We start from the raw sequence: 19,486 nt of genomic DNA on the forward strand, positions 1-19,486 counted from the left end.
CTCAACGCCAACGTTGCACACTCAACGCCACGGCCGCACACTCGACGGCCATACCGCACACTCAACGCCGCGGCCGCACACTCAACGCCACGGCCGCACACTCGACGGCCATACCGCACACTCAACGCCGCGGCCGCACACTCAACGCCCCGCGCGCCGGCACGGCGCCGTGGCGTGGCTACTCGTCGTCGGTGTCGAGGGTCTCCAGCACGACCTCGGCAACGCGCTTCATGGTGGTGCGCCGGTCCATGGCGGCACGCTGAATCCACTTGAACGCCTCGGGCTCGGTCATGCCCTGCTTGGTCTGCAGCAGGCCCTTGGCGCGCTCGACGAGCTTGCGGGTTTCCAGCCGGTCGGACAGGCTCGCGACTTCGCGCTCCAGCTCGGTGATCTCGGCGAACCGGCTTACGGCCAACTCGATGGCCGGGATCAGGTCGCTGATCGTGAAAGGCTTGACCAGGTAGGCCATGGCCCCGGCGTCGCGGGCCCGCTCGACGAGGTCGCGCTGACTGAACGCGGTGAGCACCACGATCGGCGCGATGCGCTTGCTGGCGATCTCGGCCGCGGCGTCGATGCCGTCGCGGCGCGGCATCTTGACGTCCATGATGACCAGATCGGGCTGGTGCTGCTCGGCCAGTTCGACGGCTTCCTGACCGTCGCCGGCCTCGCCGACGATCTCATACCCCTCCTCTCGCAGCATCTCGGCGAGGTCCAGCCGGATGAGCGCCTCGTCTTCCGCGATCAGGACCCGGCGCGGCGCGGCGGTGTCGGTGTCGGTCATGGGGCCTGTCATGACGGACATTGTGTCGTGAACCGCTCAGACCAGCGACCTCGGGGGCGGTGAGACGGCCGAGACAACCAGATCCTCTATGGTGGGAGGCTGCCTCTAAGGTAGGAGGCCGGGTCAGCCCTCGTATCCCAACTGGCAGAGGAAACGGATTCAAAACCCGTCCAGTGTGAGTTCGAATCTCACCGAGGGCACCACGCTTTCGAGGCCGCTCGTCAAGCCGCTCGTCAATCCGCTTGGGCTCCAAGCAACGAAGGCTTAGAATCTGTTGGTTCTGACGGGTGGAGGACCGCCGGGCTGGCAATAATCAGGGGCTGGCTAGGAGCGGACCGACATGTCGTTTGTGAGCGTGGCGCCAGAGCTGATGACCTCGGCGGCAACGGATTTGGCCACCATCGGTTCGAACGTCAGCGCCGCGCACGCGGCAGCGGCCCCACCGACACTCGCGGTGCTGCCCGCCGCGGCCGACGAGGTCTCGGCCGGGATCGCTCAGGTGTTCTCTCAGCACGCCGCGAGCTATCAGGCGATGGCCGGGCGGGCGGCGGCGTTCCAAAGCCAGTTCGTGCAGAACATTGCCGCGGGCGCGGGTGCCTACGCCGGCGCAGAGAGCTCCCTGGCCAATTGGTTGCAGTCCGTCGAGTTGGGCGCGGAGTCGTTTGTCAGCAACATCGACGCGAACGCCAGCATCGCCGTCGGCTCGCTGCTGGTCGGCACGGGCGGGTACTTGCTCGGCGGCATCGGAGCGCCGGGTCTTCTCCCCCAGACCGCCGCCAACCTCTTCTTCTCCATCGGCATAAACCCGACGCTCATCCCGGTCGCCGTTGCGCTATTGCCGCTGGTATTGGTCTACGAAATCGAAACCCTGCAAATACCCTGAACACCAGTACGAGCGCACGGGGCCGAACCGGCGAAATCGGTGCGTCGAATTTGCGGCCGACAATGGCGGTCGCAGCGGTTAGTCTTGATTCGTGGCGGCGAAGAAGTGCGGTGCCCCACGATCGTCGGATGGGACACCGAGACGCCCGGACTGCGTTGCCGCGGTGCGGGCCCAGACCCGCGACCGCAACCGGCACTACGCCGACAGCGCCGCGCGCCGGGCGCGGGTGCTCAACATCACCGCGTTGCTGGCGGTGGCGGTAAGCGCCACGTTCGTGTTCGAGCAGATCGTCACCGACACCTGGTCCTGGCAGATCGGATCGATCAACCTCGGCGCCATGGCCGTCTTCGCCTCCGTGCCCCGGCTGCACAAGTACGGGGAACTGGTTGCGCCACTTACTTTTGTCGCTGCGGCCTACGCCTCGGTCTTCGCCACCAGCTGGGATGTGGGCCGCGATTCCGGGTCCGAGTTGTTCTTCCTGGTCGGCGCGTGCCTGGTGGTGCTGCTCCTCGGGATCGAGCACATCGTGCTGGCGTCGGCGCTGGCGGCCGTGTCCGCCGCCCTGATCATCACCCTGCGGTTCGTCGTCCCCCACGACACCGGGCTGCAGCCTCCCTGGGCCCAGGCGCTGGGCTTCGTCGTGACCACCATTTCCGCCGTGGTCATGGTCGTCGTGACGGTGTGGTTCGCCCTGCGCGACACGGCGCGCGCCGAAGCGGCCATGGAGGCGCAATACGATCGCTCGGAGGCGTTGCTGGCCAACATCCTGCCCGCCAGCATCGCCGAGCGGCTCAAGGCAGACGACCGCAACATCATCGCCGACAAGTACGACGAGGCATCCGTCCTGTTCGCCGACATTGTCGGTTTCACCGAGCGCGCCAGCAGCTCGCCGCCGGCCGAGCTGGTGCGGTTTCTCGACCGCCTCTACAGCGCCTTCGACGAACTGGTGGACAAGCACGGGCTGGAGAAAATCAAAGTGAGCGGCGACTCCTACATGGTGGTCAGCGGGGTCCCGCACCCGCGACCCGACCACGCCCGCGCCCTCGCCGACTGCGCGCTCGACATGGCCGACGCGGCGGCCCGCCTGAAGGACGCACACGGCCGTTCGGTTCCACTGCGCATAGGCATGGCGACCGGCCCGGTCGTCGCCGGGGTCGTGGGATCGCGCCGCTTCTTCTACGACGTGTGGGGCGACGCCGTCAACGTGGCGTCGCGCATGGAATCCACCGACTCGGTGGGACGCATCCAGGTCCCCGAGACGACGTATGAACACCTCAAACACGAGTTCGTGCTTCTGGAGCGCGGCCGCATCGACGTCAAGGGAAAGGGCATGATGCGCACCTGGTATCTGATCGGCCGCAGGGCGGATGAGGAACGCGGCGACATGCTCGCCGACCAGACGCGCGCGGCCAACGTCTGAGCCGAAAGTCCCTTCCGACGGCAGCGCCGCCTGTGTCACACTTCGGCCATGCAAACCAACACTGGGACTGCTTCCGTTCCAAGCCTGTTGCCCCATCTGTGGAAGTCCACGCTGGTTTCGGGAATCCTGTCGCTGGTCCTCGGCGTCATGGTGCTGGCGTGGCCTGGAATCTCGATCCTGCTCGCCGCCATCGCCTTCGGCGTGTACCTGCTCATCACCGGTGCCGCGCAGGTGATCTTCGCGTTCGCCCTGCACGTCTCGGCGGGCAGCAGGATCCTGCTGTTCATCAGTGGCGCGGCCTCGCTGATCCTGGCCGTGCTGGCGTTCCGCCATTTCGGCAGTGACCAGTTGACCGCAATCCTGTTGCTGGCCATATGGATTGGCATCGGATTCATCTTCCGCGGTGTGGCGACGACGATTTCGGCCATCAGCGACCCGAATCTGCCGGGACGCGCCTGGTCGATCTTCGTCGGCTTGATCAGCCTGCTCGCCGGCATCGTCGTGTTGGCGTCGCCGTTCGCGTCTATCGTCACGCTCGCGGTCGTGGTCGGTGTCTGGTTCGTGGTCATCGGCGTGTTCGAGATCGTGTCCTCGTTCGGTATCCGCAAGGCGTCGAAGACGCTCAACGTGTGAGGTGATCGACATGGCGCCGAATCCGGCCCGTCTACTACGATGCGTAGTAGCGGTACCCCTAGGCATCCGCAGTTCAGGAGATGGCAGATGAATGTCGTCGATGTCTCGCGATGGCAGTTCGGTATCACCACCGTCTACCACTTCATCTTCGTGCCGCTCACAATCGGTTTGGCGCCGCTGATCGCCATCATGCAGACGGTGTGGGTGGCCACCGGCAACGCCGCGTGGTACCGCCTCACGAAGTTCTTCGGCAAGCTGTTCCTGATCAATTTCGCCCTGGGCGTGGCGACGGGGATCGTGCAGGAATTTCAGTTCGGCATGAACTGGAGCGAGTATTCCCGGTTCGTCGGCGACATATTCGGCGCGCCGCTGGCCATGGAGGGCCTGGCCGCCTTCTTCTTCGAGTCCACCTTCATCGGGCTGTGGATCTTCGGCTGGAGCCGGCTGCCGAAGGTGATTCACCTGGCCTGCATCTGGATCGTCGCGATCGCGGTCAACGTCTCCGCGTTCTTCATCCTGGTGGCGAACTCGTTCATGCAGCACCCGGTCGGCGCCCATTACAACCCGGTGACCAAACGCGCGGAGTTGGACAGCATCGTCGCCCTGCTCACCAACAACACCGCGTGGGCGGCGTTTTCACACGTTTTCGCCGGGTCTTTGTTGACCGCAGGAACTTTCGTCGCGGCCGTGAGCGCGTGGTGGCTGGTCCGTTCCCGTAAGCCGGGGACAAACCCGGCCACCGGCTCGGACGCGCGCACGATGTTCCGGCCGGCCGCCATCCTGGGATGCTGGGTCGCGCTGTTCGCCACGGTGGGGTTGTTCTTCACCGGCGACCACCAGGGCAAGCTGATGTTCGTCCAGCAGCCGATGAAGATGGCGTCGGCGGAAGCGTTGTGCGACACCCAGACCGACCCCGACTTCTCCCTGCTGACCATCGGCACCCACAACAACTGCGCGAGCGTCACCGAAGTGATCAAGATGCATTACGTGCTGCCCTTTCTGGCCGAGGGCAAGCTGAGCGGCGTGACCCTGCACGGCGTGAACGACCTGCAGCGGCAGTACCAATTGCGGTACGGAGTCGACGACTACCGGCCCAACCTCTTCGTCACCTACTGGTCGTTTCGCGCCATGATCGGGCTGATGGCCATCCCGGTGCTGTTCGCGCTGACGGCTCTGTGGCTGACCCGCGGCGGCCGGACGCCCGGCGGGCGGTGGTTCTCCTGGTTCGCGCTGCTGACCATCCCCACCCCGTTTTTGGCCAACATCGCCGGCTGGGTGTTCACCGAGATGGGCCGGCAGCCTTGGGTGGTGGCTCCCAACCCGAACGGTGACCAGTCGATTCGGATCACCGTCCGCGAAGGCGTGTCGAGTCACGCTCCCGGCATGGTCGTGACCTCGCTGGTGACGTTCACCCTGGTTTACGCGGTGCTCGCGGTGGTCTGGTTCTGGCTTCTCAAGCGCTACATCGCCGAAGGGCCGCAGGAACACGACGCCGAACCGGCCCCGCCGCCGGCGCCCACCGAGGACGAGGTGGCCCCACTGTCGTTCGCCTACTGAAAGGGGCAGACCGGTGCAACTGCAAGAGGTGTGGTTCGGCATCATCGGATTGCTGTTTCTCGGATTCTTCGTCCTCGAGGGCTTCGACTTCGGTGTCGGCATGCTGATGGAGCCGCTCGCCCGCGTCGGCACCGGCGACGCCGAACCGGTACGCCGCACAGCGCTCAACACCATCGGACCCGTGTGGGACGGCAACGAGGTGTGGCTCATCACCGCCGGCGCGGCCATGTTCGCCGCCTATCCCGGCTGGTATGCGACGGTGTTCTCCACGCTGTACCTGCCGCTACTGGCGATCCTGTTCGGGATGATCGTGCGCGCCGTGTCCATCGAATGGCGCGGCAAGATCGACGACACCCGGTGGCGGGGCTGGGCCGACCTCGGCATCGCGGCCGGGTCCTGGTTGCCCGCCGTGCTGTGGGGCGTCGCGTTCGCCATCCTCGTGCGCGGCCTGCCGGTCGACGCCGCCGGTCACGTTCACCTGTCGATCACCGATGTGCTCAACGCCTACACACTGCTGGGTGGGCTGGCCACGGCCGGGCTATTCCTGGCTTACGGGGCGGTGTTCATCGCGTTGAAGACGTCGGGCTCCATCCGCGACGACGCCTACCGGTTCGCGGTGTGGCTGTCGCTTCCCGTCACCGGACTGGTCGCGGCCTTCGGTCTTTGGACGCAGCTGGCGTACGGCAAGGAGTGGACCTGGCTGGTGCTGGGCGTCGCGGTGGTGGCGCAGCTGGTGGCGGTGGCGCTGGTGTGGCGCCGCGCATCCGACGGCTGGGCCTTCGCGTGCACCGCGATTGTCGTTGCGGCCGTGGTGGTGCTGCTGTTCGGGGCGCTTTACCCGAACCTGGTGCCCTCGACTCTGGACAAGGCGTGGAGCGTGACCGTCTACAACGCCTCGTCGACGCCCTACACCCTCAAGATCATGACGTGGGTGACGGCCATCATGGCCCCATTGACGGTGGTGTATCAGGGCTGGTCGTATTGGGTGTTCCGGCAACGGATCTCGGCCGAACGCATACCGCCGTCCATTGGCCTGGCAAGGCGTGCGACCTGAGCGCAAAACGCAGCCAACCGGCCTCCACAGCCGCGCCCCCGCTGGATCCGCGGCTGTGGCGGGCGTCCCCGGCGCTGCGGCGATACCTGGGCGCCTCGGTGGGATGCGGCGTGGTGATCTCCGGCTGCGCGATCGGCTCGGCGGTCGTGCTGGCAGGCGTCGTCGCGGGTGTGGTGGGCGAGCGCTCCCGGCACGGCCTGCGTGACTGGGCGGGCCCCCTGTCGGTCCTGGTCGCCCTGTGGGCCGTTCGAGCGGTCACGCAGTGGCTGCAGGCGCGCCTGGGGCAGCACGGCGCCAACGCGGTCATCGCCGACCTGTCGGGCCAGGTACTTCGGGCGGTCACCGCGCGGCAGCCCGCCGAACTCGCGGCGCAGCGCGATGCCGCCGCCGTGGTGGTCACGCGCGGCCTGGACGGTTTGCGCCCGTACTTCGCCGGATACCTGCCCACGTTGCTGCTCGCGGCGATCCTGACCCCGGCGACCGTGGCCACCATCGCTGCATACGACCCGAAATCGACCGTGATCGTGGTGATCACGCTGCCGCTGATACCGGTTTTCATGATCCTGATCGGACTCGCGACGGCCGACCGCTCGTCCGCCGCGCTCGCCGCGATGACGACCCTGCAGGCGCGGTTGCTGGATCTGATCGCCGGGATCCCCACGCTGCGGGCGCTGGGCCGCAGCCGCGGCCCGGAGCACCGGATCGCCGAACTGGCCGCCGCACATCGGCGTTCGGCGATGGCGACGCTGCGAATCGCCTTCCTCTCGGCGCTGGCGCTCGAGTTGCTGGCCACCCTGAGCGTGGCGTTGATCGCGGTGAGCATCGGGCTTCGCCTGGTGTTCGGGGAGATGACCCTGACCGCGGGCCTGACGGTTCTGCTGCTGGCGCCGGACGTCTATTGGCCGCTGCGTCGGATCGGCGTGGAATTTCACGCCGCACAGGACGGGCGAGCGGCCGCCGACAAGGCGTTCGCACTGATCGGCGAACCCCCCGCCCCGAAGATCCGGAATGCGACGGTCGCCGCGCGCGGCGCGGAGATCCGGTTGCAGAACCTCAGCGTGGCCGGCCGCGACGGCCGCGCGCCGTGCGACCTGACCGCCGTCATCTCCCCCGGTGCGGTGACGGTGTTGACCGGCCGCAACGGTGCCGGCAAAAGCACCACGCTGCAAGCGATCGCCGGCATCACATCCCCGTCGTCGGGCCGAGTCACCGTGGCCGGTGTCGACGTTGCCGACCTGGAGCCGGCCGGCTGGTGGCGACAGCTGTCGTGGCTGCCGCAGCGGCCGGTGCTTCTCCCGGGCACGGTGCGCGACAACCTCGCGCTGTTCGGACAGCTGAACGACGTGGACAGCGCCTGCGCCGCATCGGGTTTCGATTCGGTGCTGGCGGAGCTGCCCGACGGAATGGACACCGTGCTCGGGCGGGGCGGCGTCGGGCTGTCGTTGGGGCAGCGGCAACGGCTCGGCCTGGCCCGTGCGCTGGGATCGCCGGCGCCCGTGCTTTTGCTCGACGAGCCCACCGCGCACCTGGACGGCCCCACCGAGGAGCGGGTGTTGCGCGCCATCGTCGCGCGTGCCCGCGGGGGCGCGACGGTGATCGTCGTCGGCCACCGGGACCCGGTCGTCGCCATCGGTGACCGCGTCGTCGAGGTGGCCGCCGCGGAGGGAGCGCTGTATGCGCGAACCTGAGCGCCGCATTGCCACCTCCGGTCTGCTGCGCCCGCGCCTTGGCCGTGTCCTGGCCGCGATCGCGCTCGGGGTGCTGTCGCTGGGCAGCGCGCTGGCGCTGGCGGGTGTTTCTGCCTGGCTGATCACGCGTGCCTGGCAGATGCCGCCGGTGCTGGACCTGTCGGTCGCGGCCGTGGCGGTGCGCGCGTTGGCGATCTCGCGGGCGGTGCTGCACTACTGCGAGCGGCTGGTCACGCACGACACCGCGCTGCGCGCGGCCGGCACCGCCCGGGCGCAGCTCTACCACCGCCTCGCCCGCGGGCCTGCGGCGGCCGCGGTGCGGCTGCACAGCGGCGAGCTGGCGGCGCGGGTGGGCGCCGACGTCGACGAGCTGGCCAACGTGCTGGTGCGCGCCGTGATACCGATCGGCGTCGCGGCGGTGCTGGCCGTGGCGGCGACGGCGGTGGTGGGCGTGATCTCGCCGCCGGCGGCGGCGGTGCTGGCGGCGTGCCTGCTGGTGGCCGGCTTCGTCGCCCCGTGGCTGGCCGGCAGGGCAGCGGCCACGCAGGAAGAGGTTGCCCGCCAGCAGTATTCACAGCGGGATACCGCGGCGATGATCGCCCTGGAGCACGCGCCCGAGCTTCGCGTGGCCGGTGCTCTGTCGGGCGTCATCGCCGAATCCGTGCGCCGCCGGCGCTCCTGGGGCTCGGCCCTCGACCAAGCCGCCCGGCCGGCCGCGATCGCCGAGGCCCTGCCCACCGCGGCCGTCGGGGCGAGCGTGCTCGGCGCGGTCGTCGCCGGCATCGGCCTGGCGCCCGCCGTGGCTCCCACCACGCTGGCCGTGCTGATGTTGTTGCCGCTGTCGGCGTTCGAGGCGATGACGCCGTTGCCCGCCGCCGCCGTCCAGTTGACGCGGTCGCGGATCGCCGCGCGCCGGCTGCTGGACCTGACCGCGGCGGACCACTCCGTTGAATCCATCGAACAGGTGCCGGACGCGGCGGCACCCGCCGGCACCCCCCGGTTGTCCGCCGACATCCGATCCGGGCACCCGGCTGCGTCCGCATCGACCAGGGTGGCGCTCGAGCTCGCTCCGGGCGCGCGGCTGGCCGTCACCGGCGCCAGCGGGTCCGGCAAGACGACCCTGCTCATGACGCTCGCCGGACTGCTGCCCGCGCTGCAGGGCCGGGTGCTGCTGGACGGGGTCGAGGCGAGCCGGTTCGACGAAGACGACTTGCGTTGCGCCGTAAGCTTCTTCGCCGAGGACGCGCACGTCTTCGACACCACCGTGCGGGACAACCTGCTGGTGGCGCGCGGCGACTGCGGCGACGACGAGCTGACCGCGGCGCTGGACGCCGTCGGGCTCGGCGGGTGGCTGGCCGGTTTGCCCGTGGGTCTGTCCACGGTGCTGACCGGTGGCGCGCAGGCGCTTTCGGCGGGTCAGCGCAGGAGGATGCTGCTGGCCCGCGCGGTGCTCTCCCCCGCTCGGATCGTGTTGCTCGACGAGCCCACCGAACACCTCGACGCCCTGGACGCCGAACGTGTCCTGCGCGATCTCCTGGCCCCCGGCTCGGGGCTGATGTCCGCGGACCGGACTGTGGTGGTGGCAACCCACCACCTGCCCACGGGGATCGGCTGCCGCGAAGTGCGTATGGACTAGAGGTGCCGACGGCGCGGCATGAACTCCACCGTCAACATCACCAACACCAGCCAGCCCAGCTGGGTCATCGACACCAGCGCGTAGCGCCGGGCGTCCAGCGCATGGAATTTGCGCACATACCGGTACAGCGACTCCAGCGAGATGAGCGGGTCGAGGGTGTGGATCAGGCGGTAGAACACGCGCTGGGCCCGGCTGCGGTCCTTGTCGTCGAAGATCTCCGGGAAGGCCGCGAAGGCCAGCGATAAGCGTTGCGCCCCGGCTTGTTTGGCGGCCATGATCATGTCGACGCTGAGACGCTCGTCCATCCCGTTGGGTGCGCCACGGCGCCGCCACGGGATGTCGAGGCTGATGTCGCTGCCCCCGCCTGCGGTGGCGTAGCGGTGGAATGCCTGCACCCGTCCCGCACCGTCCCTGCCGATGATCAGCTGAATTCCGGGGAAGCGGCCCTCCAGCACGCCGTCCAAATTCATGAAGAAGCCGCGGTCGGTGCTGGTGCCCCGTGCCGAATCCCGCACCACGTCGGTCAACTCGGCGAGCCGCGGGCCGTCGATCGCCTGCTCGGCCACGATCTCGGTCGTGATCCCGCAGTTGTGGCTGCGCTTCACCGCCTGGCGCAGGTTGCGGAACTTGCGGCCCACCATGTCGAAGCCGGCCACGTCGACCACGACGTCGCGGCCGATGGGCACCGCGCGCAGCGATTGGCCGATCACCGCCCTGTCCCGCCACAACCCGAGCCGGCGTTCGGTGCAGCCCACCACGGCGATCCGCCAGCCCCGGGCGCGGCAGACGCCGGCGAAGTCGGCGACCAGCTGCGGGAACTTCTCCTCATCGCCGATCGGGTCGCCGGCAACCACCGCGAACCCCATCCGCGTCCGGTAGGCCAGCGCGGCCGAGCCGTCGGCGCTGAACTGATAGCACTTGCCGGTCTGCATCGCGAACGGCGCCAGCGGGTCGTTGGTGGTGGCGTTGATCAGCGCCCACGCCCGGGGCAGATCCCGCGGACGCGGGTGTGCCGACGTCGGCCACATCAGCGCGATCCCCGACCCGACGATCAGCAAATTGCCGAGCAGGTCGAAGGACAGGACGTGCGCGCCCAACCCCGCCAACACGAAAAAGGCTGCCGCGGTGGCGTGTTCCGCCGTCACGGGGCGCCCGAGGAAGACGCCGCGGGCGACGAAAGCGACCGCGCCGAGCACGGTCAGCGACCAGTGCAGCCGGTCGACGTAGTACCAGTCCGGATCCTGGTGGTGGTGGGCGAGGATCACGACGAGCCAGGCCGCCGCGCACAGCAACGCCAGGGCACCGGACCACCGGGCCGCCATCGAATCAACGTGGACGACAACATGTTCACGCGCGCGGGGCTTCGCGGCGATGTCGGGCGCCGATCGGTTCACGTTCACCTCCCGATGCGCTGATTTCAGCTGGGCGGCTGCTACCGCCTCTGCACCGAATACCCGGCTGCCTGCAACTTACGCCGGACGGCAACCGTGTTGGGCGGAAACCCGACGGTTGTTATCAGGTTGCTCGCAGTCGCTCAGCCCGAGGGCGGGAAATAGATCACGACGCCCTCCTGCACCACGGTGGCAACGACCCGCCCGGAGCGGTCGAAGAAATGCCCGGTGCCCAGCCCGCGTGACTCCGCGGCCACCGGCGACGACGTCGAATACAGCAGCCAGTCGTTGAAGTCGACCTGACGGTGAAACCAGACCGAGTGGTTGGCCGATGCCGCGAAGATCCGGTCGAAGCCCCAGGACAGGCCGTGGGTGGTGATCACCGAATCCAGCACCGTGGTGTCCGAGGAATAGACCATGGCCGCGGTGTGCAGCACCGGGTCGTCGGGCACCGTGCCCAGCGCCTTGACCCACACCCGGTTGTGGGGCAACCGATCGCCCTTCTCCCGCATCACCCAGGCCGGGTCGTTGGTGAAACGCCATTCGATCGGCTGCAGGGCGTTCACGAAGTGCGGGACCGTCTTCTCATAGCCGCGCAGCAGCTCGCCGATCGTCGGCTGTGTGTGAGGCTCGGCCACCTCCGGCGGCTTGACGCCGTGTTCGAGGCCGCTGCCGGCGGCCATGTAGGAGATCAGCGCCGACGACAGCAGCGTAGGGCCCTGCACCGCGTCGACGCGCCGGTTGGCGAAGCGACGCTCGTCGCGCAGCCGGGTGACGCGGAATTCGATGTCCTTGGTGATGTCCCCGCCGTTGACGAAGTGCACCGACAGGGCGCTGGGCGGCAGGCCGGCCGCCGACAGCGTGCGGCTGCTGGCGACCAGCGACTGCGCCATCAGCTGGCCACCGAACGTTCGCATCGGGTTCTTGCTCGGATGGGAGCCGATGAAGACGTTGTCGTCGGTGCGGTCGAGGTCGAGGATCCTCAGCAGTTCGGCGAAGTCCGAGCCGGTGCTGGTTGTGGCATGCGGGGCATTCGACTCGTTGCCGACCGGCACGGGCTCTCCTCAGCTCTAATCGCCTGCTAGACGTCGTCCTCCCCGATCCGGTGCACATGGATCAGGTTGGTCGAGCCTACTGTGCCGGGTGGCGCGCCCGCGACGATGACCACCAGGTCACCGCGCTTGTACCGGCCGAGTTCCAGCAAGGACTTGTCGACCTGGCGGATCATGCCGTCGGTGGAGGTCATCATCGGGACGATGAACGTCTCGGTGCCCCACGTCATGGCGAGCTGGCTGCGCACTTCGGGCCACGCGGTGAAGGCCAGCAGGGGCAGCGGGGTGTGCAGGCGGGCCAGCCGTTTCACGGTGTCACCGGATTGGGTGAAGGCGACCAGGGCCTTGGCGTCGAGCCGCTCGCCGATGTCGCGGGCGGCGTAGGAGATCACCCCGCGCTTGGTGCGCGGCACGTGCGTCAGCGGCGGCGCGGCCGTCGAATTGTCCTCGACCGCGCAAATGATGCGCGACATCGTCCGGACCGCGGCCAGCGGATACTTGCCCACCGACGTCTCCCCCGACAGCATCAGCGCGTCGGCGCCGTCGAGCACCGCGTTGGCGACGTCGGAGGCCTCGGCCCGCGTGGGGCGCGAGTTCTCGATCATCGAGTCGAGCATCTGGGTGGCCACGATCACCGGCTTGGCGTTCTCCCGGGCCATCTGGATGGCCCGCTTCTGCACCAGCGGAACCTCCTCCAGCGGCAGCTCCACACCCAGGTCGCCGCGGGCCACCATGATGGCGTCGAAGGCCAGGACGATGGCCTCCAGGTTGTCGACGGCTTCCGGCTTCTCCAGCTTGGCGATCACCGGCACGCGGCGCCCCACCCGATCCATCACCTCGTGGACCAGCTCGACGTCGGACGGCGATCGCACGAACGACAGCGCGACGAGGTCCACGCCGAGCCCCAACGCGAAGTTGAGGTCCTCGATGTCCTTGTCCGACAAGGCGGGCGCGGACACGTTCATGCCGGGCAGCGAGATGCCCTTGTTGTTGCTGACCGGTCCGCCCTCGGTGACCGTGCAGACGACGTCGTCGCCTTCGATGTCCGCGACCACCAGGCCGACCTTGCCGTCGTCGACGAGCACGCGGTCGCCGACCACGGCGTCGCGGGCCAGCGTCTTGTACGTGGTCGAGACACGGTCGTGCGTGCCCGTGCAGTCGGCGACCGTGATCCGGACCGTTTCGCCGTCGGCCCAGTAGGTGGACCCGGTGGCGAAGCGGCCCAGCCTGATCTTCGGGCCCTGCAGGTCGGCGAGCACGCCGACCGCGCGCCCGGTGGCGTCGGAAGCGGCCCGCACCCGCTCGTAGGCCGCCTTGTGATCGGCGTAGTCGCCGTGGCTGAAGTTCATTCGGGCGACGTCCATTCCGGCTTTGACCAGCGCCAGAATCATCTCGTCGGAGTTGGTAGCAGGGCCAAGGGTGCAGACGATCTTTCCGCGTCTACTCACGCCGACCCAGCATAGTCGTGCAAGGCCGACACGGCCGGGCTTATCCGATCCGGTTCACCCACCCTGGATCACCGGGACCAACGGAAAGCCCGGCAGGTTCCGCACCACCGTCCACACCAGCGCGGCGAGCGCGATCGTCAGGGTTGCCGCCGGGGGCGCCGGCGCCATCCCGTTGCGCCGGCGCGCCAGCACCCACACGCCCAGCAGCGGCAGGCCCAGCAGCACGAAGACGTTGTCGTTGACCGCGGCCGCCATGTCGGCGTGCAGCAGGTCGTGCGTCATGCGCAGGCCGCCGCAGAAGGGGCAGTTCCAGCCGGTGAGCCACTTGAAGGGGCACAGCGGATACGCCGAGCCGGTGTCGTGCGGGTCGGCCAGGCCGACGTAGCCGAGCGCGCCGGCCAGCAGCACGCAAGTGCCGGCCGCGGTGGCCAGGCGACGACCGCCGACCCGGGAGCGCCGCGCATACACTGGCGCGGGCGGGTCAGGTGGCATCGCGCAGCGGGAAGCCCCGCGGGTCGTTGACCTTGCCGGTCAGAATCAGCACGGCGTCGATGACGCCCCAGATCACGGCCCCGATGCCGCAGGTGACCAGGCCCACCACCAGCTGCGCGATGCCCAGGCCGGTGTAGCCGAGGTAGATGCGGCCGATCCCCGCGATCGAGAACAGTCCGAGCAGCTGGAGCAGACCCGCGACGGTCTTGGACTTGTCCGAATAGGGCTGACCCGTCAGGGGATGGCGACCGTAGGGTGCGGACGGGTCGAAGTAGGGCCCGGGCGGCGGGTACTGCGGGTGGGGCGGCGGATAGCCGGGCGGCGGTAGGTATCCGCCGGGTTCACTGGGAGTCGGCCACGACGGATCGGTCACGCCTGTCAGCATGCCAGATCCACGGCTGTTCACCCAGGTGTCAGGGAGCCCGGGGGCCTTGGCGGGCTAGGAGCCCGACGACCGTTTCCGCGGACGCGGCCACCGCCTCTTCGATCCCCCGCCGCCCTCGGTGGCTTTCGCGGGTTCGTCGGCCCCGGGTTCGGCCTCGGAAGCCTCGGAAGTCTCGGGCTCCGAAGTCTCGGGCTCCGAAGCCTCGGCCTGGGGAGGCTCGGCCTCGGAAGTCTCGGGAGCGTCCTCGTTTTCCTCGGGCGCCGCCTCCTCTTCGGCTGCGGCCGTCTCGGCAGCTTCGGCCTCGCGGGGCGCGACCTCCGGCGACTCCACCACGACCGTCGCCGGTTCGGCTTGCACCGCGACCGTCGCGGGCTCGGCGAGAGCCTCGGTCGCGGGCTCCGGCCGCTGCTGGGGCTCGCCGGCCGAAAAGTCGTTGCCGTGCAAGCTCTCGGGGGCTTCGCGGCCCTTGGGGGCCGCCATCATGTAGACGACGGCGCCGATGAAAACGAACGTCGCGGTGAAGACGTTGATCCGGATGCCGGCGATGTGGGTGGCGGTGTCGTCGCGCAGCAACTCCACGCAGAAACGCCCCACGCAGTAGCCCGCCACGTACAGCGCGAACAGCCGCCCGTGACCGAGCGTGAACCGCCGGTCCGCATAGATGAGCACCGCGAAAACCAGGAGATTCCAGAGCAATTCGTAGAGGAACGTCGGCTGGACGACGAAGGCGAGCTGCCCCGTCGAGACACCGTCGAGCGAATGCGGGTCGACGTATCCCGACGGGTCCCGGCGGTAGAAGATCTCCAGGCCCCACGGCAGCGTGGTCTCGCGGCCGTACAGCTCCTGGTTGAAGTAGTTGCCGAGCCGGCCGATGGCCTGCGCCAGGATGAGTCCCGGGGCCAGAGCGTCGGCGAAGGCCGGCAGCGGGATGCCGCGACGGCGGCACCCGATCCAGGTGCCGACACCGCCGAGCGCGACCGCGCCCCAGATGCCCAGGCCGCCGTCCCAGATGCGCAGCGCCGCGCCGAACCCCGCGCCGCCCGGACCCCAATAAGTCCGCCAGTCCGTTGCCAGGTGGTAGAGCCTGCCGCCGACCAAGCCGAACGGCACGGCCCACAACGCGATGTCGTAGATGACCCCGCGCTCGCCGCCGCGCGCCGCCCAGCGCCGGTCGCCGAGCACCAGGGCGACCACGATGCCGGCGATGATGAACAGCGCGTAGGCGCGGATGGGCAGCGGCCCGAGATGCCAGACGCCCTGCGGCGGGCTGGGAAAGTACGCGGGCAGCACGGTCACGAGGCGGCCTCCCCGTCCCGGACCCCGGCGGCGAGTTCGGCGCTCAGTGCGCGCAGCGCGGGCAAGCCGCCGGCGCCGAGCGCCGACACCAGGGCCGACCCGACGATGACACCGTCGGCGTAGCCCCCGATCTCGGCGGCCTGTTCCCGCGAGCGCACCCCCAGCCCGACGCCGACCGGAATGTCGGACACCTCCTTGACCCTGCGCACCAATTGCGGTGCCGCGTTGGACACCGCGTCGCGCGCCCCGGTCACTCCCATCGTGGACGCCGCGTAAACGAATCCGCGCGACGCCTCGACAGTCATCACCAGCCGCTGCTGCGTCGACGACGGCGCCACCAGGAAAATGCGATCCAACCGGTGCGCCTCGGATGCCGCGAGCCACTGCCCGGCTTCGTCGGGGATGAGATCGGGGGTGATGAGGCCGTGCCCGCCGGCCGCGGCGAGATCCCGCGCGAACGCGTCGACCCCGTACCGCAGCACCGGATTCCAGTACGTCATCACCACCGCGCGCCCGCCGGCCGCACTGATCGCCTCGACCGCGGCGAGCGTGTCGCGAACCCGCACGCCCCCGTCGAGCGCGACCTCGGTGGCCTTGGCGATGGTCGGGCCGTCCATCCCTGGGTCGGAGTAGGGAACCCCGACTTCGATGATGTCGCAACCGGATTCGACGAGGGCGATCATGCCGGCCACCGACGTCGCCACGTCGGGATAGCCGGTGGGCAGGTAGCCGATCAGGGCCGCCCGGTTCTCGGCGCGGCAGGAATCGAAGACGGGCCCCAGCCGGCTCGTTTGGCTCTGTTCCACGGTCATCGTTCGTCGGGGCCCAACAGACCGAACCACTTCGCCGCGGTCTCGACGTCCTTGTCACCGCGCCCCGAAAGGTTCACCACGATGACCGCGCCCCGCCCCAATTCGCGACCGAGCTTGAGGGCTCCGGCGACAGCGTGCGCGGATTCGATTGCCGGGATGATGCCTTCGGTGCGGCACAGCAGGCGCAACGCGTCCATGGCCTCCGAGTCGGTGATGGGCCGGTACTCGGCCCGCCCGGTCTCCCTGAGCCACGCGTGTTCGGGACCCACCCCGGGGTAATCCAAACCAGCTGAGATGGAATGGGATTCGATGGTCTGGCCGTCCTCGTCCTGCAGCAGGTAGGAGAACGATCCCTGAAACGCGCCGGGCGAGCCGCCGCTGAAGGTGGCCGCGTGCCTGCCGGTTTCGACGCCGTCGCCCGCCGCCTCGAAGCCGACCAGCCGGACACCGGGGTCGTCGATGAACGCGTGGAAGATCCCGATGGCGTTGGATCCGCCGCCGACGCAGGCGGTGACGGCGTCGGGCAGCCGGCCCGCCGCGGCCTGGATCTGGACGCGCGTCTCCAGGCCGATGATGCGCTGGAAGTCGCGCACCATGGTCGGGAACGGATGCGGCCCCGCCGCCGTGCCGAAGCAGTAATAGGTGTTGTCGGCGTTGGTGACCCAGTCGCGGAACGCCTCGTTGATGGCGTCCTTGAGGGTTTTCGAACCGGTCTGGACCGAGACCACCTCGGCGCCCAGCAGTCGCATGCGCGCCACGTTGAGCGCCTGGCGCGCGGTGTCGACGGCGCCCATGTAGATCACGCAGTCCAGCCCCAGCAGTGCGCACGCGGTGGCGGTAGCGACCCCGTGCTGGCCGGCCCCGGTCTCGGCGATCACCCGGCGCTTGCCCATCCGCTGGGCCAGCAACGCCTGGCCGAGCACGTTGTTGATCTTGTGAGAACCGGTGTGGTTCAAGTCTTCCCGCTTGAGGAAGATGCGCGCCGAACCGGCGTGCTCGGACAGCCGGGCGGCCTCGTACAACGGCGACGGCCGGCCGGTGTAGTCGGCCTGCAGGCGATCCAGCGTCTGCAGGAAGTCGGGGTTGACGCGTTCCTTCTCGTAGGCGGCGGTGACCTCCTCGATCACCGCCATCAGCGCCTCGGCGACGTAGCGGCCGCCGTACACGCCGAAGTGCCCACCCTCGTCGGGGTCGTGACGGGTGGGTTCGGCGATGGCCGCGCTCGAAAGCGGAAGGTCCGGACGGGACCGGCGGGAGATGTCTACCATCGCCAAGGCTCAACGCGCGGATGGCTCATCGGGTTCAACGTTTCGGCGCAGGGCTCTTCTAGTGGATGACTAGCGAGCCGGTTTCGGACAGGACGGGTGGGTGCCCGCGGTGACCAGATCGGCAACCGCGGCGCGGGGGTCGCCACTTTTGACCAGGCCCTCGCCGACCAGGACGGCGTCGGCGCCGGCGCCGGCGTAGGCCAGCAGGTCCCCGGTGCCCCGCACACCGGACTCGGCGATCCTGATCACGTTGCTGGGCAGCCCGGGGGCGATGCGCGCGAAGCAATCCCGGTCGACGTGCAACGTCGCCAGGTCGCGGGCGTTGACGCCGATCACCCTGGCGCCGGCCTTCAGCGCGCGGTCCGCCTCCTGCTCGGTGTGCACCTCGACCAGCGCTGTCATGCCCAGCGATTCGGTGCGGTCGAGCATGGCCACCAGCGCCGACTGATCCAGCGCGGCGACGATCAGCAGCAGCATGTCGGCGCCGTGCGCCCGGGCCTCGTGAATCTGATAGGGCTGCACCACAAAGTCCTTGCGCAGCACGGGGATTGATACGGCGGCGCGCACCGCGTCGAGGTCGTCGAGCGAGCCGTGAAAGCACCGCTCCTCGGTCAGCACGCTGATGATGCGGGCGCCCCCGTCCTCATAGGCGCGGGCCAGCTTCGCCGGATCGGCGATGGTCGCCAGGGAACCCGCCGAGGGGCTGGCGCGCTTGACTTCGGCGATGACGCCGATCCCGGGCTCGCGCAGGGCGGCCATGACGTCCAGCGGCGGCGCCGCCGCCGCCGCGGCCGCTTTGATCTCGGAAAAACTGATCAAGGCTTCGCGCGCGGCAACGTCGGCCCGGACTCCCTCGAGGATGGAGTCAAGCACTGTTGCCGGACTCATGCCTGTCGTTTCCCTTCGCCCTGTGACTGATCGTCACCTACGGCACTGCGTCGTCTGCAGGTCGCCTGACAACCTGTTGCGACGACGTCACTGAAGGGTAGCGGCCGTCGGCTCATGGCCCGTCACCGACCCTCGGTGTCCGGGCCGCCCGGGCGGTCGGTCGGGTCGCGACCCTCGTCCAGCGCGTCCCAGAGCACCCGCTCGGACACCTCCTGTTGCGCGGGCTCCCCCGCGGGACCGGCCGCGTCGGCGTCCCCGCGCCGTGCCGCCATCGAGCGGCGCGTCGCGGGCGCCGCGTATCTGTCCGCGCTCAGCCGCGACGCTCCGGAATCCGAAGCCGACCGCATCAACAGCACCGCCGCGACCAAACTGCACACGGCCGCGCCCACCGCGACGCCGGCGCCGACGTAACGACGCTCGCTGCCGACCAGCCACACCACCGACAGGTGGGCCAACTCGGCGCCGCGTACGGCGACGTCCGGGACCTTCCACAGGCTGATTCCCAGGTACGCGATCGCCAGGCTGGCCACCGCGAGCAGTCCCGCCAGCACCCGCAGCGGCCAGCCTCGCACGGCGATCGCGGCGACGGCCGCGGCCAGCATCAGCAGCGCCAGCGGCACCAGCGCCGTCGACCAGGCCGCGCCGGACAGGGTGACCTCCTTTGGCGGGCCGAGCCCGTCGAAGGACCGGACGATCACCCACGGCAGCCGCGACGCCACCCACAGCGCACCGGCGGCGAGGACCAGCAGCAACTGGGCGGCCCGCAGCATCACCCCGCCGGAGGATCCGCGGCCCGGCGCGG

General features: G+C 69.3%; 18 protein-coding genes and 1 tRNA gene. 8 read left to right on the forward strand and 11 right to left on the reverse strand.

Features of this window, described 5'->3' with window-relative positions; all coding sequences use genetic code 11:
- Nucleotides 1-178 precede the first annotated feature (178 nt).
- Nucleotides 179-793, reverse strand: coding sequence for an ANTAR domain-containing response regulator (locus G6N48_RS08395; protein ID WP_163670808.1), 615 nt, complete (start codon nt 791-793; stop codon nt 179-181).
- Nucleotides 794-907: 114 nt separating this feature from the next.
- Between G6N48_RS08395 and G6N48_RS08400 the strand changes: the two genes are divergently transcribed.
- The 8 genes from G6N48_RS08400 (at nt 908) to cydC (ending at nt 9,652) form a co-directional block, all read left to right on the forward strand.
- Nucleotides 908-984 (forward strand) — tRNA-Leu (locus G6N48_RS08400).
- A gap of 137 nt (nt 985-1,121) precedes the next feature.
- Complete coding sequence (locus tag G6N48_RS28640; protein WP_085270732.1) at nt 1,122-1,664, forward strand: PE family protein; 543 nt, start codon at nt 1,122-1,124, stop codon at nt 1,662-1,664.
- 91 nt (nt 1,665-1,755) lie between these two features.
- The gene (locus tag G6N48_RS08410; protein WP_085270731.1) at nt 1,756-3,084 is read left to right on the forward strand and encodes an adenylate/guanylate cyclase domain-containing protein; all 1,329 of its coding nucleotides are present in this window, start codon (nt 1,756-1,758) and stop codon (nt 3,082-3,084) included.
- Between the two features lie 30 nt (nt 3,085-3,114).
- On the forward strand, nt 3,115-3,717 hold the full coding sequence (locus G6N48_RS08415) for an HdeD family acid-resistance protein (RefSeq protein ID WP_139825913.1): 603 nt from the start codon (nt 3,115-3,117) through the stop codon (nt 3,715-3,717).
- Between the two features lie 87 nt (nt 3,718-3,804).
- Nucleotides 3,805-5,274 (forward strand): cytochrome ubiquinol oxidase subunit I, encoded by a 1,470-nt coding sequence (locus G6N48_RS08420; RefSeq protein WP_085270730.1) that lies wholly within the window; start codon nt 3,805-3,807, stop codon nt 5,272-5,274.
- A gap of 13 nt (nt 5,275-5,287) precedes the next feature.
- On the forward strand, nt 5,288-6,328 hold the full coding sequence (gene cydB, locus G6N48_RS08425; RefSeq protein WP_085270729.1) for a cytochrome d ubiquinol oxidase subunit II: 1,041 nt from the start codon (nt 5,288-5,290) through the stop codon (nt 6,326-6,328).
- 74 nt (nt 6,329-6,402) lie between these two features.
- On the forward strand, nt 6,403-8,016 hold the full coding sequence (gene cydD / locus G6N48_RS08430; RefSeq protein ID WP_085270776.1) for a thiol reductant ABC exporter subunit CydD: 1,614 nt from the start codon (nt 6,403-6,405) through the stop codon (nt 8,014-8,016).
- Nucleotides 8,003-9,652, forward strand: coding sequence for a thiol reductant ABC exporter subunit CydC (cydC, locus tag G6N48_RS08435; RefSeq protein ID WP_085270728.1), 1,650 nt, complete (start codon nt 8,003-8,005; stop codon nt 9,650-9,652). Before cydD ends, cydC begins: the two co-directional genes overlap by 14 nt.
- Here cydC and G6N48_RS28165 read toward each other — a convergent pair.
- From G6N48_RS28165 to G6N48_RS08485, 10 genes are all read right to left on the reverse strand, one after another.
- Nucleotides 9,649-11,052: a bifunctional lysylphosphatidylglycerol flippase/synthetase MprF gene (locus G6N48_RS28165; protein ID WP_372511153.1), complete on the reverse strand. Its 1,404-nt coding sequence runs from the start codon at nt 11,050-11,052 to the stop codon at nt 9,649-9,651. The two genes, cydC and G6N48_RS28165, sit on opposite strands and share 4 nt — an antisense overlap.
- Before the next feature lie 134 nt (nt 11,053-11,186).
- Nucleotides 11,187-12,098 carry an acyl-CoA thioesterase II gene (locus G6N48_RS08445; protein WP_085270727.1) on the reverse strand — a complete coding sequence of 304 codons (912 nt, stop codon included), beginning with the start codon at nt 12,096-12,098 and terminating at the stop codon, nt 11,187-11,189.
- 26 nt (nt 12,099-12,124) lie between these two features.
- Nucleotides 12,125-13,543 (reverse strand): pyruvate kinase, encoded by a 1,419-nt coding sequence (pyk, locus tag G6N48_RS08450; RefSeq protein WP_085270726.1) that lies wholly within the window; start codon nt 13,541-13,543, stop codon nt 12,125-12,127.
- Nucleotides 13,544-13,597: 54 nt separating this feature from the next.
- Nucleotides 13,598-14,035: a DUF2752 domain-containing protein gene (locus tag G6N48_RS08455; RefSeq protein ID WP_085270725.1), complete on the reverse strand. Its 438-nt coding sequence runs from the start codon at nt 14,033-14,035 to the stop codon at nt 13,598-13,600.
- Nucleotides 14,025-14,420, reverse strand: coding sequence for a TM2 domain-containing protein (locus G6N48_RS08460; protein WP_085270724.1), 396 nt, complete (start codon nt 14,418-14,420; stop codon nt 14,025-14,027). Before G6N48_RS08460 ends, G6N48_RS08455 begins: the two co-directional genes overlap by 11 nt.
- Before the next feature lie 54 nt (nt 14,421-14,474).
- Complete coding sequence (lgt, locus tag G6N48_RS08465) at nt 14,475-15,716, reverse strand: prolipoprotein diacylglyceryl transferase (protein WP_085270723.1); 1,242 nt, start codon at nt 15,714-15,716, stop codon at nt 14,475-14,477.
- Nucleotides 15,713-16,528 carry a tryptophan synthase subunit alpha gene (trpA, locus tag G6N48_RS08470; RefSeq protein ID WP_085270722.1) on the reverse strand — a complete coding sequence of 272 codons (816 nt, stop codon included), beginning with the start codon at nt 16,526-16,528 and terminating at the stop codon, nt 15,713-15,715. The genes lgt and trpA overlap by 4 nt, the downstream gene beginning before the upstream one ends.
- The gene (gene trpB / locus G6N48_RS08475) at nt 16,525-17,796 is read right to left on the reverse strand and encodes a tryptophan synthase subunit beta (protein ID WP_085270721.1); all 1,272 of its coding nucleotides are present in this window, start codon (nt 17,794-17,796) and stop codon (nt 16,525-16,527) included. The genes trpA and trpB overlap by 4 nt, the downstream gene beginning before the upstream one ends.
- Before the next feature lie 69 nt (nt 17,797-17,865).
- Entirely contained in the window at nt 17,866-18,684 is an 819-nt protein-coding gene (gene trpC, locus G6N48_RS08480; RefSeq protein ID WP_085270720.1) for an indole-3-glycerol phosphate synthase TrpC, read from the reverse strand.
- 122 nt (nt 18,685-18,806) lie between these two features.
- Entirely contained in the window at nt 18,807-19,454 is a 648-nt protein-coding gene (locus G6N48_RS08485; RefSeq protein ID WP_085270719.1) for a TIGR02234 family membrane protein, read from the reverse strand.
- Nucleotides 19,455-19,486 lie beyond the last annotated feature (32 nt).

It is taken from the genome of Mycobacterium parmense (assembly GCF_010730575.1).
In the GTDB taxonomy this organism is placed as follows: domain Bacteria; phylum Actinomycetota; class Actinomycetes; order Mycobacteriales; family Mycobacteriaceae; genus Mycobacterium; species Mycobacterium parmense.

Excerpts from the sequence above, each read along its gene's own strand:
- G6N48_RS08395 (WP_163670808.1), bottom strand. The coding sequence starts at position 793 with ATGACAGGCCCCATGACCGACACCGACACCGCCGCGCCGCGCCGGGTC.
- G6N48_RS28640 (WP_085270732.1), top strand. The coding sequence starts at position 1,122 with ATGTCGTTTGTGAGCGTGGCGCCAGAGCTGATGACCTCGGCGGCAACG.
- G6N48_RS08420 (WP_085270730.1), top strand. The coding sequence starts at position 3,805 with ATGAATGTCGTCGATGTCTCGCGATGGCAGTTCGGTATCACCACCGTC.
- cydC (WP_085270728.1), top strand. The coding sequence starts at position 8,003 with ATGCGCGAACCTGAGCGCCGCATTGCCACCTCCGGTCTGCTGCGCCCG.
- G6N48_RS08455 (WP_085270725.1), bottom strand. The coding sequence starts at position 14,035 with ATGCCACCTGACCCGCCCGCGCCAGTGTATGCGCGGCGCTCCCGGGTC.
- G6N48_RS08460 (WP_085270724.1), bottom strand. The coding sequence starts at position 14,420 with ATGCTGACAGGCGTGACCGATCCGTCGTGGCCGACTCCCAGTGAACCC.
- trpA (WP_085270722.1), bottom strand. The coding sequence starts at position 16,528 with ATGACCGTGGAACAGAGCCAAACGAGCCGGCTGGGGCCCGTCTTCGAT.
- trpB (WP_085270721.1), bottom strand. The coding sequence starts at position 17,796 with ATGGTAGACATCTCCCGCCGGTCCCGTCCGGACCTTCCGCTTTCGAGC.
- trpC (WP_085270720.1), bottom strand. The coding sequence starts at position 18,684 with ATGAGTCCGGCAACAGTGCTTGACTCCATCCTCGAGGGAGTCCGGGCC.
- G6N48_RS08485 (WP_085270719.1), bottom strand. The coding sequence starts at position 19,454 with ATGCTGCGGGCCGCCCAGTTGCTGCTGGTCCTCGCCGCCGGTGCGCTG.